The organism is Lacisediminimonas sp., assembly GCF_030645335.1.
GTDB lineage: Bacteria > Pseudomonadota > Gammaproteobacteria > Burkholderiales > Burkholderiaceae_D > Lacisediminimonas.
In genome coordinates, this window is sequence record NZ_JAUSNH010000187.1 from 1 (window position 1) to 13,312 (window position 13,312).

The 13,312-nt window shown below is 63.3% G+C and carries 11 protein-coding genes; 8 read left to right on the plus strand and 3 right to left on the minus strand.

The window, feature by feature from the left end; genetic code table 11:
- Positions 1–1,650, plus strand: a 1,650-nt coding sequence (locus Q7T64_RS13135) for a proline--tRNA ligase (protein WP_304796398.1), incomplete at its 5' end; no start/stop codon positions are given.
- Positions 1,650–2,321 (plus strand): lytic transglycosylase domain-containing protein, encoded by a 672-nt coding sequence (locus Q7T64_RS13140; RefSeq protein ID WP_304796401.1) that lies wholly within the window; start codon positions 1,650–1,652, stop codon positions 2,319–2,321. The genes Q7T64_RS13135 and Q7T64_RS13140, both read left to right, overlap by 1 nt.
- Positions 2,322–2,392: 71 nt before the next feature.
- Here the strand turns inward: Q7T64_RS13140 and ybaL are convergent, their stop codons facing one another.
- From ybaL to ffh, 3 genes are all read right to left on the minus strand, one after another.
- On the minus strand, positions 2,393–4,099 hold the full coding sequence (ybaL, locus tag Q7T64_RS13145; protein ID WP_304796404.1) for a YbaL family putative K(+) efflux transporter: 1,707 nt from the start codon (positions 4,097–4,099) through the stop codon (positions 2,393–2,395).
- Positions 4,100–4,339: 240 nt separating this feature from the next.
- Positions 4,340–4,798, minus strand: coding sequence for an SWIB/MDM2 domain-containing protein (locus Q7T64_RS13150; RefSeq protein ID WP_304796407.1), 459 nt, complete (start codon positions 4,796–4,798; stop codon positions 4,340–4,342).
- Between the two features lie 267 nt (positions 4,799–5,065).
- Positions 5,066–6,433 (minus strand): signal recognition particle protein, encoded by a 1,368-nt coding sequence (gene ffh, locus Q7T64_RS13155; RefSeq protein WP_304796410.1) that lies wholly within the window; start codon positions 6,431–6,433, stop codon positions 5,066–5,068.
- A 152-nt stretch (positions 6,434–6,585) separates the two neighbouring features.
- On the opposite strand from ffh, the gene Q7T64_RS13160 reads away from it, so the two are divergent.
- The 6 genes from Q7T64_RS13160 to Q7T64_RS13185 all read left to right on the plus strand — a co-directional run.
- On the plus strand, positions 6,586–7,395 hold the full coding sequence (locus tag Q7T64_RS13160) for an inner membrane protein YpjD (RefSeq protein WP_304796413.1): 810 nt from the start codon (positions 6,586–6,588) through the stop codon (positions 7,393–7,395).
- Complete coding sequence (locus Q7T64_RS13165) at positions 7,392–7,688, plus strand: PP0621 family protein (RefSeq protein ID WP_304796417.1); 297 nt, start codon at positions 7,392–7,394, stop codon at positions 7,686–7,688. Before Q7T64_RS13160 ends, Q7T64_RS13165 begins: the two co-directional genes overlap by 4 nt.
- A gap of 3 nt (positions 7,689–7,691) precedes the next feature.
- Positions 7,692–9,407: a nitrogen regulation protein NR(II) gene (locus Q7T64_RS13170; protein ID WP_304796421.1), complete on the plus strand. Its 1,716-nt coding sequence runs from the start codon at positions 7,692–7,694 to the stop codon at positions 9,405–9,407.
- Positions 9,407–10,852 (plus strand): sigma-54 dependent transcriptional regulator, encoded by a 1,446-nt coding sequence (locus Q7T64_RS13175; RefSeq protein WP_304796424.1) that lies wholly within the window; start codon positions 9,407–9,409, stop codon positions 10,850–10,852. The genes Q7T64_RS13170 and Q7T64_RS13175 overlap by 1 nt, the downstream gene beginning before the upstream one ends.
- Positions 10,839–11,453, plus strand: a complete 615-nt coding sequence (gene ampD / locus Q7T64_RS13180) for a 1,6-anhydro-N-acetylmuramyl-L-alanine amidase AmpD (protein ID WP_304796427.1) — start codon at positions 10,839–10,841, stop codon at positions 11,451–11,453. The genes Q7T64_RS13175 and ampD overlap by 14 nt, the downstream gene beginning before the upstream one ends.
- Positions 11,454–11,851: 398 nt before the next feature.
- Positions 11,852–13,312, plus strand: a 1,461-nt coding sequence (locus tag Q7T64_RS13185) for an ATP cone domain-containing protein (protein ID WP_304796430.1), incomplete at its 3' end; no start/stop codon positions are given.

Here is a 13,312-nt window from a genome sequence, read left to right on the forward strand (position 1 = left end):
ACGCGCGCCGGCATGATCAAGAAGTTGGGCGCCGGCATCTACAGCTACATGCCGATGGGCCTGCGGGTGATCCGCAAGGTCGAAGCCATCGTCCGCGAAGAGATGAACCGCAGCGGCGGCATTGAACTGTCGATGCCACTGATCCAGCCGGCAGAATTCTGGCAGGAAACCGGACGCTGGGACAAGATGGGACCGGAGATGATGCGCGTCAAGGATCGTCATGGCCGCGACTATGCCATCCAGCCGACTTCCGAGGAAGTGATTACCGATGTGGTGCGCGCTGAAATCAAGTCCTACCGGCAATTGCCGGTCAATTTCTACCAGATCCAGAACAAGTTCCGCGACGAGCGCCGGCCGCGTTTCGGCCTGATGCGTGGCCGCGAGTTCATCATGAAGGACGCCTACTCGTTCGACCGCGACGTCGAAGGCATGCAGGCTTCATACAAGCTGATGTACGACGCCTATGTCCGTATCTTCAGTCGTTTCGGGCTGCAGTTCCGCGCCGTGGCTGCCGACAATGGCGCCATTGGCGGCTCCGGCTCGCATGAATTCCACGTGATCGCCGATACCGGCGAGGATGCGCTGGTCTACTGCCCGCAATCCGACTATGCAGCCAACATCGAAGCGGCCGAGGCGATGGCGCCGGCCCTGCCGCGCGCAGCGGCTTCCCAGCCAATGGCGAAAGTCGCCACACCGGGCAAGGAACGTTGCGAAGACGTGGCAGCCTTGCTTGGCCTGCCGCTGGAGCGCACCGTGAAATCGGTGGTGCTGACGGTCGAGGCGACGGCCGATGCCGACAAGCAGCTCTGGCTGTTGCTGTTGCGCGGCGACCATGAGCTCAATGAAATCAAGGCGTCCCGGATTGCCGGGCTGTCGGGCTTCCGCTTCGCCAGCCCGGGAGAAATCAACGAGTGGTTCGGCAGCCCGCCTGGCTATCTCGGGCCGCTGGGCGCGGTGCGTACCGTACATATCGTTGCTGATCGGACGGTGGCAGCCATGAGCGACTTCGTCTGCGGCGCAAACGATGCCGGCTATCACTACACCGGTGTCAACTGGGGCCGTGACTTGCCCGAGCCGTTGGTGGCCGATATTCGCAACGTGGTCGCCGGCGATCCGTCGCCGGATGGCCGCGGCGAACTGGCGATCCAGCGCGGCATCGAAGTCGGCCACGTCTTCCAGCTTGGCTCGCGTTATTCCCAAGACATGAAGGCCACCTACCTCGACGTCAACGGCAAGCCGCAGCTGATGCAGATGGGTTGTTACGGCATCGGCGTGACCCGTATCCTCGGCGCTGCCATCGAGCAGAACTACGACGAGCGCGGCATCATCTGGCCGGCTTCGATTGCGCCATTCGAAGTGGTGCTGTGTCCGATGGGCTACGACCGCAGCGAAGCCGTCAAGGCAGCTACCGACAGCCTGTACCAGGATTTGCTGCGGGCCGGTGTCGACGTTGTGCTTGACGATCGCGGCGAGCGTCCCGGCGCGATGTTCGCGGACTGGGAATTGATCGGCGTGCCGCATCGCGTGGTGATCGGCGATCGCGGGCTGAAAGAGGGTGCGCTGGAATACCAGGGCCGGCGCGATGCTGCCGCCACCCCGGTTGCCGTCGCCGACATGGCCGGCTTCCTGCGTGACAAGCTGGCCGCCTGATGCCGGCAGCGAGCGGGCCTCGGGGCGTGCAGCGTTGGCGGCGCAGGCTGGTGCTGGCGCTGCTGCCGGCATTGTGGCCGGCGCTGTTTGCCTTAGCCGGCAACCAGCGCGAAGAGGCCCTGGCCGACCCGGTGCGGGTTGCCCTGTCGCGCGCGATTACCGACGCCAGTCCGCCGCAGCCGCGGCATGACGATATCGAAGTACGCATCCGCTACCTGCATTGGCTGGGCGAAATGTCGCAGCGGCTCAGTTCGCGGGTGCGCGATCCGCAGGTGCGCCGGGAATTGCTGGAGACAGTGTGGTACGAGTCCACCCGTGCCGGCCTGGAGCCGGAACTGGTGCTGGGCCTGATGCAGGTCGAGTCGGCGTTTCGCAAGTACGCCGTGTCCCATGCCGGCGCGCGCGGTTACATGCAGGTAATGCCGTTCTGGACCCGTGTCATTGGCGATGGCGACCCGCGCAAGCTGTTCCACATGCAGACCAACCTGCGCTATGGCTGTTCGATATTGCGCATGTACATCGATATGGAACGCGGCGATCTGTTCCTGGCGCTGGGCCGCTATAACGGCAGTCGCGGCCGGCCGGACTACCCCAACGCCGTGCTGGCGGCGTGGAAACGCTGGCAAGTGCACCCGGCGCGACCGGCTGCTGCGCTGCGTCCGGCGCACTGAGCGCCACTGCAGCATCCTTTTGTCACCATGCCGCAGCCTGCGGCATCGTTTGCACAGTGGCAGGCGAGGCTTCAGTGCGGCGCCTGCTTTTCCCGCTGCGCCAGGTGGTCGACAACGTAGCGCGACATGCTGTCGGCGAGCTCCTGTTCGCCGACGAAGACCTTGGCCGTCTTTTGCTGGCGCAACAGCGCAGCTTCACTTGCGTTGTGGCTGCGCACGACGATGGCGATGTCCGGATTGAGCGCTTGCGCCGTCTCAATCATCGCACGCACGCCAAAGGTATCGGGCGTTGCAACGGCCAGTACGCGCGCGTTGGCAATGTGCGCCTGGATCAGCACCGCCGCATCGGCGGCATCGCCGGCAACTGCGGGAATGCCCCGCTTGCGCAACTTTTCGACGCGCTCGCGATTCTGTTCGACCACGACGAAATGGGCGCCGACCCGATCGAGTTCCTGCGAGATCAGTCGCCCGACCCGGCCGTAGCCCACCAGCACCACCTGCCCGGTCAGCTTTGCCTGGTCGGTCGTGAGCGGCAATTCGGCCAGGGGATCGTCGGTGCGCTCCAGCTTGCGTGCCAGCTCTGATTTTGCGCCCAGCCAGGCGTTGACGGGCTCCACGATCTTGAAGACCAGTGGGTTGATCGCAATGGAAATGATTGCGCCGGCCAGGATGTAACTGTTCCCTTCGATCGGCAGCAGCTTCAGCGACACGCCCAGTCCGGCGACAATGAATGAAAACTCGCCGATCTGGGCCAGGCTTGCCGACACCGTCAGTGCCGTGCTGACCGGATAGCGCAGCAGCAGGACCAGGGCGAAGGCCGCCAGGGACTTGCCGATCACGATCACCGCGACCACTGCCAGCACATGCCACGGGCTTTCCAGCAAGACCCGGGGCTCGAACAGCATGCCGACCGAGACGAAAAACAATACCGAAAAGGCGTCGCGCAATGGCAGGGACTCCTGTGCCGCGCGGTGGCTGAGCGACGACTCCCGCAGCACCATGCCGGCAAAAAATGCGCCAAGCGCAAACGACACGCCGAACACCTTGGACGAGCCGAACGCGATGCCGACCGCGGCGGCGATCACGCATAGCGTAAAGAGTTCGCGCGAACCGGTTTTTGCGACCCGCCACAGCAACCACGGAAACAGCTTGCGGCCGACCACCAGCATGAAGACCACGAAAGCCGCCATCTGTCCCAGCGTGATGGCAATGGTTTTCCATAAGCCAGCGGTACCCTGGGTGTCGCCGCCGCCGAAATAGGCCGCCAGCGGCGGCATCAGCACCAGCACCATGACCGTGACCAGGTCCTCGACCACCAGCCAGCCAACGGCAATCTGGCCATTGATCGAATCGAGGATGCCGCGGTCTTCCAGCGCACGCAGCAGCACCACCGTACTGGCGACCGACAAGGCCAGCCCGAATACCAGTCCGGCGCCGATGCCCCAGCCCCACAAGTGGGCCAGGCCTGCGCCCAAGCCCGTGGCGACGGCGATCTGCAGCAGTGCGCCCGGTATGGCGATTTTCCTGACCTTGAGCAAGTCGTCGACGGAGAAATGCAGTCCGACCCCGAACATCAACAGCATCACGCCCAGTTCTGCCAGTTGCGCAGACAACTTCATGTCGGCCACGAAGCCCGGCGTGTAAGGGCCGATCAGGATGCCGGCTGCAAGGTAGCCGACCAGGGCCGGCAGCTTCAGGCGAATGGCCAGCATGCCAAACAGCAGGCCGAATCCGAGTGCGGCGGCGATGGTCGAGATCAGGGGCAGGTCGTCGTGCATGCAGGAGGGGTCCTTTGTATGGCGGTGGAAAAAGCGCGCTTCGACAGCGGCTGATGTACCGATTGTACCTATGCTTATCGCTTCAACAAACGCGCATCGCGACTGCCGGGACTAGCGGCGGAAGCAACGGGGAAGCAACCGGTGGGTGACGCAGGACAAGTGCGCAGTCCCGCAAGGGCGCAGCCGGAAACAAAAACGCCCGCGTGAGCGGGCGTTTTTGTTTGGCACCTGGAAAGAAGATTATTTCAAGTGGCCGGCGACGAGTTTCGTCATCTCGAACATGGACACTTGCTTCTTGCCGCCAAAGACAGCTTTCAGCTTATCGTCTGCGTTGATGTTGCGCTTGTTGGCTTCATCTTGCAGCTTGTTTTTCTTGATGTAGTCCCAGATCTTCTTGGTGACTTCCGTACGCGGCATCGGGCTGGCGCCAATCACTGCGGCGAGCGCGCTCGACGGAGTCAGTGGTTTCATGAATGCTGCGTTTGGCTTGCGGGGGGTAGTGGACTTGGCGGCCTTTTTAGGAGCTGCCTTTTTTGCTGCAGGTTTTGCGGCGACTTTCTTTGCTGCTGGCTTTGCTGCGACTTTCTTTGCTGCCGGTTTTGCTGCGACTTTCTTTGCGACGACTTTCTTTGCTGCGGGTTTTGCGGCTGGCTTCTTCACGGCGGCTTTTTTCGCTGCCGGTTTCTTGGCTGTTGCCATCTTCGAACCTCCTTCACAAAAGTTTGGGAAAATGCGCCAATAAACGCACCGCTTATAGTCGTAGGCTTTTATCAGCTATGCAAGCGATTTCTGCAATTTTCCCCTCTATGAGCCTCCCTATGAGCGCTCGGAGCGACACATGGCGGGAGTCGGGGGCGGGCCGGGCGCTGTTTTTGGCCCGCTTGGCTTGCTGATTGCCGTCGCAATCGCGGGGCCGGGTGCAGCGCGCAAAGCGGCATTGCAGCGCCGCTTTGGCCCGCATTGGCCTTAGCGCATGCCGGGCAGCATGCCCTTCATCCCGCGCATCATCTTCATCATGCCGCCGCCCTTGAGCTTCTTCATCATGGCCTGCATCTGGTCGAACTGGGCCAGCATGCGGTTGACCTCCTGCACCTGGACCCCGGCGCCGGTGGCGATGCGGCGCTTGCGGGAGGCCTTGATCAAGTCCGGCTTGCTGCGCTCCTGCGCCGTCATCGAATTGATGATGCCCTCCATGCGGCGCACCTGTTTTTCGGCCTGGCCCATGTTGGCGCCGCCGGCGGCTTGCTGGAACTGGGCCGGCAGCTTGTCCATCATGCCGCTCAGGCCGCCCATGTTCTTCATCTGCGAAAGCTGGGACTTGAAGTCGTTCAGGTCGAACTTGCCGCCGCCCTTGATCTTGTGCGCCAGCTCCTGGGCCGCGGCCACGTCCACGCCTTTGCGGGCTTCTTCGACCAGCGCCAGGATGTCGCCCATGCCGAGGATGCGGCCGGCCATGCGCACCGGGTCGAATGCCTCCAGCCCGTCGAGCTTTTCGGCGACACCGGCGAATTTGATCGGCTTGCCGGTCACGTGGCGCACCGACAGGGCAGCGCCGCCGCGGGCGTCGCCGTCGAGCTTGGTCAGCACGATGCCGGTCAGCGGCAGCGCATCGTTGAAAGCCTTGGCAGTATTGATGGCGTCCTGGCCCAGCATGGCGTCAACCACGAACAGGGTCTCGATCGGCTTGACCGCGGCATGCAGCTCGCTGATCTCGCGCATCATCGCCTCGTCGATGCCCAGCCGGCCGGCGGTGTCGATGATGACCACGTCGTTATAGTGACGCCTGGCAAAGTCGATTGCATTGCGCGCGATGTCGACCGGCTTTTCAGTCGGCAGCGACGGGAAAAAATCGGCCCCGGCCTGTTTGGTCACGGTTTCCAGCTGGCCGATGGCGGCCGGCCGGTAGACGTCGGTGGAAACGGTCAGCACCTTCTTTTTTTTCTGCTCGCGCAGGTACTTGGCGAGTTTGCCCACGGTGGTGGTCTTGCCCGCGCCCTGCAGGCCGGCCATCAGGATGATTGCCGGCGGTTGCGTTGCAAAGTTCAGCTGCGAGGCTTCGGGCCCGAGATCCGCGCCCATCAGGGAGGCCAGTTCGTTCTGCACCACCCCCACCAGCGCCTGCCCTGGTGTCAGCGAGCCGATCACTTCCTCGCCGAGGGCCTTCTCCTTGACGCGGGCAATGAATTCGCGCACGGCGGGCAGGGCGACGTCCGCTTCCAGCAGGGCCAGCCGCACTTCGCGCAGCATCTCGGCGGTATTGGTTTCGGTCAGGCGGGCTTCGCCGCGCATGGTCTTGACGACCTTGGCAAGCCGTTGGGTAAGATTGTCCAGCATTGGATGGTTCCCGGGTCTGGCGAGAGAGGAAAGACGCGCATCGACACAGCGCCGCGCGCATCGCGGAGTAGGCGCAATTTTACCCGATGCGCCAGCATGCCGAGCACTGCTTGCGGGCGTTGCCGGCGGGGCACATGGTGTAGACTTGCGCGATGCCAAATGCCTTCGTTTTCCTTGCCGCCTTGCTGTACGCGACCTGTGCATTTTTACCACTTTCGCAGCGCCGCCTGGTCTCGGCCGGCGCGGTCGCCGGCTGGCTTCTGCACGCCACGGCCTTGTGGTCCGAGGCGCTGCCGCCCGGCGGGCTGCGCCTGGGCTTTGCCACGGTGCTGTCGGCGACACTCTTGATTTCAGTTGCCGCCTGGTGGTTCGAAAATCGCAACATGACGCTCGACGGATTGCGGGTGCTGGTGCTGCCCTGTGCCGCTGTTGCCGTGACCTTGCCGCTCATTTTCCCCGGCAGCGTGGTGCCGCTGGCGGGCAAGTCGGTGTTGTTTTCCTGGCATATCGCCATCGCCATGCTGGCCTATGCCACCCTGACCATCGCCGCCTTCCATGCCGTGCTGATGGCGCTGCAGGAGTCCCGGCTGCATCATCGCGGCGCGCCGCGCCCGGGCGGCTGGTTCGATGCCGCAATCGAGCGCCTGCCGGCGCTGCTGACCATGGAAAAGCTGCTGTTTCGCCTGATCGGCTTCGGCTTTGCCTTGCTGACGCTGACCGTACTGTCGGGCATCGTTTTTTCGGAGCAGCTGTTCGGCACGCCATTCAAGGTCGACCACAAGACGATATTCACGATGCTGTCCTGGTTGCTGTTCGGCGTCTTGCTGGCCGGACGCCACTGGCGCGGCTGGCGCGGCAAGACGGCGCTGACCTTCACCCTCGCTGGCTTTGCCACGCTGTTGCTGGCCTATGTCGGCAGCCGTTTCGTGCTTGAAGTCGTGTTGCACAGGGGTGTCGCATGAAAATGCTGGTGTGGTTCATCATCGGATTTTTTGTCGTGATGTGGTACCTGCACGCCAAGAAAGCCAGGCAAAAAGCGGCCCGGCGGGAGCGTCCTGCCGACAGTGGCGGCGCCGCTCCCGGCGCATCGTCGGCGGCGCCTGGCGCGCCGGCCGATGCACCGGCCGCAGCGTCGGAAAGCATGCTTCGCTGCGCCCAGTGCGGACTGCACATACCTTCTTCAGAAGCCGTCACGGCCACCGACGGCCAGCTTTCCTATTGCAGCGATGAGCACCGCCGGCAACATAGCGGCTGACGCATGAAGGCACCGTTGCGGCAGCTCTCCGACGGCGAGAGGGAGACTTTCTGGCGCACCTTGCAGGCGTTCAATGGAACCCGGCTGGCGATTGCGGTCGTCCTGCTGCTTTACCTGAGCTTCAACAGTCGCGAGGGCTATTGGGTATTCGACCAGTTCCTGTACCGCGAAGCTTGCGTGCTGTACCTGGGCTTCGGCTTGCTGGCGCTGGTGCTCGGCTCACGCTTGCGCCGCAATTTCATTTTGCAGGTGATGGCCGGCATTGCCGTCGATATCATCGTGATGTCGGCGTTCTATATAGCTGCCGGCGGCGTGCGCAGCGGCCTGGGCATCCTGTTCCTGTTCCCGCTGGCCGGCGGCGCCATCCTGTTGCCCATGATCCCGGCCTTGTTCCTGGCTTCGCTGGTGACGCTGGTCATGCTGCTGCAAAGCGGTACCGAACTGCTGTTGCAGGGCGCCGAGCCCTCGTTCTCGCAGTCGGGCCTGTCCGGCGCCGCGTTCTTTTTCGCGGTGCTGGCGCTCAACCGGCTGGCCGCACGCCTGGTGCGCCAGGAAAGCCTCGCCGCCGAGCGGGAAGCGAAACTGCAGGCGCAGCAGGCGATCAACCGCATCGTGATCGCCGATACCGGCGATGGCATTCTCGTGGTCGACAGCCAGACGACGATCTACGTCGCCAATCCGGCTGCCGAACGCATCCTTGGCCTGGCCATGGGCGACGAAACGCAGCCCCGGCGCCTGGCCGACCTGCCGCAGTTGGCGCCGGTGACCGAGGCGTTGCGCCAGTGGCGCGCCTTTCCTGCGGCCGAGGAAGGCGCGGCCAGCCCGCCGTTTTTCGTGATGATCAGGCATGCCGACGGCGGATTGCCGTCCAGCCTGCTGGCCGTGCGGCGCGAGCCTGTGACTCACGCCAGGTTGCGCTTCGTGCCGGCCGCGCCGGTCGGCCGGGGCATGGACCGGACCGTGATTTTCCTGGAGGATGTCAGCGAAATCGAAAACCGCGCGCAGCAGTTGAAGCTGGCATCGATGGGACGCCTGACGGCCAGCATTGCCCACGAAGTACGCAATCCGCTGTCGGCCATTTCCTATGCCATCTCCTTGTTGGCCGAAGAGCGCCTGGACGCATCGCAACGGCGGCTGGCGCAAATCGTCGATGAAAACGTGGTCCGGCTCAATCGCATGATCGAAGACATCCTGAAACTGTCGAGAAAGGCGCAGTCGACCACCAGGCCGTTCGAATTGCGCGCGGCATTGGTGGATATCGTGTCCGAATTCATTGCGGCCGGCGCGGTGCCGGAAGGCATGATTGTGATCGGCAGCGTGCCGCAGAAGGCGATCGCGTTCGACCAGATGCACCTGCGCGAAGTGATCGTGAACCTGCTGTCGAATGCCTGCCGCTATGCCAGCGGCGGCCCTGGCAGTATCCGGCTGTCGGCCGCAGTCGGTGCCGGCGGTGCGCCCGAACTGCATGTCGAGGACGACGGGCCGGGCATTACGCCGGAAGTGCGGGCCCATCTTTTCGAGCCTTTCCACACCACCTCCAGCAAAGGTACTGGCCTGGGACTCTACGTCGCGCGGGAATTGTGCTTGAATAACGGTGCCATGCTCGACTATGACTACCGACCCGACCTGATGCCCGGCGGCCAGCGCAGCCACGGCCGTTTCGTCATCAGCTTTTCCACCTTGCCAGAAAACCAGGCCACAGCGGCCATGAACGCCTGATGCCTTCCCCCCGAATCCTGGTCGTCGACGATGAAGCAGACCTGCGCGAGCTGCTCGAAATTACCTTCATCAGGATGGGGCTTGACGTCGACAGCGCCGAAACCCTGCATCAGGCGCGGCTTGCGTTGGCTACCCGCGAGTACGCGATGGTCCTGACCGACATGCGCCTGCCGGACGGCCTGGGAATCGAACTGGTGCGGGAAGTGGCGGCTGGTGCGCGCAACATACCGATCGCCGTGATTACGGCCTATGGCAGCGCGGACAATGCGGTGGTGGCATTGAAGGCCGGCGCATTCGACTACCTGTCCAAGCCGGTCCGCCTGGAGCAATTGCGCCAGATGGTGCACTCGGCGCTGCGCATCGGCGTGCCGCCTGTGGCCGAGGATCCGGTGCGGCAGCCGGCGCTGCGGCTGCAGGGCAATTCCAGCGCAATCCGCATGATGCAGGCGCAGATCGTGCGGCTCGCGCGCAGCATGGCGCCGGTCGCCATCACCGGTGAATCCGGTACCGGCAAGGAATTGGCCGCACGCGACATTCACGCCCAGAGCCCCCGCGCCGACCAGGCTTTTGTCGCCGTCAACTGCGGCGCGATACCGGAAAACCTGATGGAGGCGGAGTTCTTCGGCTATCGCAAAGGCTCGTTCACCGGCGCCCATGAAGACCGCGAGGGATTTTTCCAGGCCGCCAATGGCGGCACCTTGCTGCTCGATGAAGTGGCCGACCTGCCGCTGGCTATGCAGGTCAAGCTGCTGCGCGCGATCCAGGAGCGGCGGGTGCGCCGGATCGGCGCCACCCAGGAAGAACCGGTCGATGTCCGGCTGATCAGCGCGACCCACCAGAACCTCGCCGCTTGTGTCGAGCAGGGACGTTTCCGCCAGGACTTGTACTATCGGCTCAACGTGATCGAATTGTCCTTGCCGCCCCTGCGCGAACGCAAGGAGGACATCGCGCTGCTGTCAGAAACGATCCTGTTGCGACTGGCCGCGCCCGCTGCGGCGCCGATACTGACACCGGCGGCGCTGGATGCGCTGCGCGATTACCCGTTCCCGGGCAATGTGCGTGAACTGGAAAACGTGCTGGAGCGGGCGCTGGCTTTTTCAAACGGCGAGCGCATCGACCCGATCGACCTGGCACTGAAGCCGGGATTGCCGGATGCAGATGGCCCCTTGGCCATCCGCGAGCCGTCTGCCGACAGTCCGCCAGCGGCAGCCGAACCGTTCCGGGTAGCGCCGCCGTCGCTGCACGCCAGCGCCGCAGCGGCAAACACGCCGGAACACTTGCCATGCTCGCTGCCCGGGCATCTCGATGATGTCGAGCGCGAACTGATCCTGCGGGCGCTGGCAAAAACCAATTTCAACCGCACCCAGGCCGCCGAACTGCTGGGCATCAGCTTTCGCCAGTTGCGCTACCGGATGCAACGACTGTCCATCCATGAACCCGACTGATCCCCCAGGCCTGGTAGTGGACGCGGACGGCTGGTGCCAGCAGGCGCAGCAACTGCGCTCGCCCAATTGCGACCCGCGTCCTGATGGGGCGGTGATCGACCTGCTGGTGGTGCATAACATCAGCCTGCCGCCGGACGAATTCTGCACACACTATATAGCAGCGCTTTTTCTGAACCGGCTCGACTGCGACCTGCATCCTTATTTCGACCGGCTGCGCGGTATGCGGGTCTCGGCGCATTTCCTGATCACCCGGGCCGGAGCGCTGCTGCAATTCGTGTCAGTCAATGAGCGCGCCTGGCATGCAGGCGTGTCACTGTTCGAGGGGCGGGAGCGATGCAACGACTTTTCGATCGGCATCGAGCTGGAGGGCAGCGATTTTTGTCCGTTCGCCGACCAACAATACGAGACGCTGGCGGCGCTGGCTGTCGCATTGCAGCAGCGTTATCCGCTGCGCAGCGTGGCCGGCCACGAGCACATAGCGCCGGGCCGCAAGACCGATCCCGGCCCCTGTTTCGACTGGCCGCGGCTGCGTGCAATGCTGCAAGTGCGACAGTTGGCAAGCGCCCCCGCCACCACGTTAAGCTTCCCGATCAAGGCCTGAAAGTCAATCGCCACAGCCCCTGGCAATCGCAAGAAAACGACAAATGTTTCTCTTGCATGGTGCGATAGCCGGCACTACAATTAGTGCTCACCATGAGCAAACCCACTAGATGTAGTATCTCATCCGCATCCGGGGATTTCTCTGATGAGCAGTCCACGCGGTAGCTTGGTGTGCTTTCCCTGCAGTGCCGGGCCACAGGACGGAACTGCCAACAACAATCATTTTTCATGCCGGTCATCACGCCAAGCACTACTGATGGCCTGCGCAGCGTCATTCCCGCCCCGGCAACCTGGGGCAAACAAGAACTCGCAGCAAAGCTGCTCCAATAATATTGTTCAGGAGGCCCAGTGCACTCAACATCCGAAGTCAATCCCTCGCGCCCCGCAGAATTCAACGTCATGCCGACACCGGCTGGCGGCACGTCGAGTTCCTTGCAGCCGCAAGTGTCGCTGGTCGATTACCGCATCATCCGTCGCAATGGTTCCGTGGTTGGTTTTGAGCCGTCCAAGATTTCCATCGCCGTGACCAAGGCTTTCCTGGCCGTCAACGGTGGACAAGGCGCTGCCTCTGCGCGCGTGCGCGAACTGGTCGAACAGTTGACCAGCTCGATCGTCGGTGCGCTGGTGCGCCGCCAGCCGGCAGGCGGCACCTTCCATATTGAAGACGTGCAGGACCAGGTCGAACTGGCGCTGATGCGTTCCGGTGAACACGACGTTGCGCGCGCCTATGTGCTGTATCGCGCCAAGCGAATGGAAGAGCGCGCGCAGCAACAGGCTTCGCGGGCAACGCCGGCGGCGGCGCAACTGCATGTGACCGAGAACGGCCAGCGCCGTCCGCTCGACATGCAGCAAGTGCGCGACCTGATCGTTTCAGCGTGCGTCGGACTCGACAAGCATGTCGACGCCGACGCGATCCTGGCCGAGACCGTCAAGAACCTGTACGACGGCGTACCGGTTGAAGAGTTGCACAAGTCGGCCATCCTGGCGGCGCGCGCGCTGATGGAAAAGGACCCGGCCTACAGCCTGGTGACCGCCCGTTTGCTGATGCACACCATCCGCAAGGAAGTGTTCGGCCAGGAAGTCGCGCAAAACGAAGCGCAGGCACACTACCTCGACTATTTCCCGCGCTTCATCAAAAAGGGCATCCAGGCCGATTTGCTCGACGCCAGGCTGGCACAGTACGACCTGGCCAAGCTGGCAGATGCGCTGGTTCCTGACCGCGACCTGCAATTTGGCTATCTCGGCCTACAGACGCTGTATGACCGGTACTTCCTGCACGTGCAGGGCACCCGCATCGAAATGCCGCAGGCTTTCTACATGCGGGTGGCGATGGGACTGGCCTTGAACGAGATCAACCGCGAAGCGCGCGCCATCGAGTTCTACAACCTGCTGTCGAGCTTCGATTTCATGAGCTCGACGCCGACCCTGTTCAACTCCGGCACCCAGCGCTCGCAGCTTTCTTCCTGCTACCTGACCACGGTTGCCGACGACCTCGAAGGCATCTACGACGCTATCAAGGAAAATGCCCTGCTGGCAAAATTTGCCGGTGGCCTGGGCAATGACTGGACCCCGGTGCGCGCACTCGGCGCCCATATCAAGGGCACCAACGGCAAGTCGCAAGGCGTGGTGCCGTTCCTGAAAGTCGTCAACGACACCGCCGTGGCGGTGAACCAGGGCGGCAAGCGCAAGGGCGCGGTCTGCGCTTACCTCGAGACCTGGCACATGGACATCGAGGAATTCCTCGACCTGCGCAAGAACACCGGCGACGACCGTCGCCGCACCCACGACATGAACACCGCGAACTGGATTCCCGACCTGTTCATGAAGCGCGTGATGGAAAAAGGCGACTGGATGCTGTTC

Excerpts from the sequence above, each read along its gene's own strand:
- Q7T64_RS13140 (WP_304796401.1), top strand. The coding sequence starts at position 1,650 with ATGCCGGCAGCGAGCGGGCCTCGGGGCGTGCAGCGTTGGCGGCGCAGG.
- ybaL (WP_304796404.1), bottom strand. The coding sequence starts at position 4,099 with ATGCACGACGACCTGCCCCTGATCTCGACCATCGCCGCCGCACTCGGA.
- Q7T64_RS13150 (WP_304796407.1), bottom strand. The coding sequence starts at position 4,798 with ATGGCAACAGCCAAGAAACCGGCAGCGAAAAAAGCCGCCGTGAAGAAG.
- ffh (WP_304796410.1), bottom strand. The coding sequence starts at position 6,433 with ATGCTGGACAATCTTACCCAACGGCTTGCCAAGGTCGTCAAGACCATG.
- Q7T64_RS13160 (WP_304796413.1), top strand. The coding sequence starts at position 6,586 with ATGCCAAATGCCTTCGTTTTCCTTGCCGCCTTGCTGTACGCGACCTGT.
- Q7T64_RS13165 (WP_304796417.1), top strand. The coding sequence starts at position 7,392 with ATGAAAATGCTGGTGTGGTTCATCATCGGATTTTTTGTCGTGATGTGG.
- Q7T64_RS13170 (WP_304796421.1), top strand. The coding sequence starts at position 7,692 with ATGAAGGCACCGTTGCGGCAGCTCTCCGACGGCGAGAGGGAGACTTTC.
- Q7T64_RS13175 (WP_304796424.1), top strand. The coding sequence starts at position 9,407 with ATGCCTTCCCCCCGAATCCTGGTCGTCGACGATGAAGCAGACCTGCGC.
- ampD (WP_304796427.1), top strand. The coding sequence starts at position 10,839 with ATGAACCCGACTGATCCCCCAGGCCTGGTAGTGGACGCGGACGGCTGG.